The 796-nt window shown below is 36.2% G+C and carries 1 protein-coding gene; it reads right to left on the bottom strand.

Features of this window, described 5'->3' with window-relative positions; translation table 11 throughout:
• Positions 1-8: 8 nt before the first annotated feature.
• Positions 9-796: IS30-like element IS6770 family transposase (locus tag ED2_RS14500; protein WP_060789930.1), on the bottom strand; the 788-nt coding region annotated here is incomplete at its 5' end.

Here is a 796-nt window from a genome sequence, read left to right as displayed (position 1 = left end):
ATGATTTGTCAAATTAAGCTAGAATAAAATGCTTCTTGTACATAGCTCAAAAATATTTCGATTGGTGTTCTGTAATTCAATGATTTTCTTGGAATATGATTACGTTGATTGCTGACACTGGAAATAAATGTCTGATTCACTTCTCTAAAATCCATTGATTTCGGCAGTCCATTACGACGCAGAATCCCGTTAGAATTCTCGTTTAATGGGCGTTGAGAAGGTGTTCCAGGGTCCGCAAAATATATATCAATATCATGTTGGTTACTAATGGCTTTCCAGTTAGAAAATTCTTTTCCACAGTCAAACGTAATAGATTTAAAGAAGTTTTTAGGGAAGCGAGAAAACCATTGATTAAGGGCAGTTTCAATATCTAATGCCTTACGGCCGTTGGGTTTAATCGTGATAATGACTTTAGATAATCTTTCAACTAAAGTAATGACGGCACTTTTATGATGAATGCCAACGATCGTATCACCTTCAAGGTGACCAAACTCAGAATTGAAATCAGGATAATTATCAGGTCGATCATGGATTGAGCGCTGATACTGTTGTTTTCCCCGTTTTTCCTGATGGCCATTGGGTTTTCTTTTACCTTTCATCGGTAGTGTGTCAATATCAAATATTCCTTTAGAAAATAAACGATAAAGTGTTCTCATACCGCATGAAACAGGCCTTCCTTTTCGCCCGATAATGACGTCAGGCGTCCAACCAAGAGTGACTTTCTCTTTAATGTAATCTACTTCATGAGCAGGTAATTGAATGACTTTTCTACCACATTTTTTCTTATTTTCTTTAT

This window comes from Enterococcus durans NBRC 100479 = LMG 10746, assembly GCF_001544215.1.
GTDB classification, from domain to species: domain Bacteria; phylum Bacillota; class Bacilli; order Lactobacillales; family Enterococcaceae; genus Enterococcus_B; species Enterococcus_B durans.
Note: the sequence above shows the minus strand (reverse complement) of the source record. Positions and strands in the feature narration are given on the sequence as shown.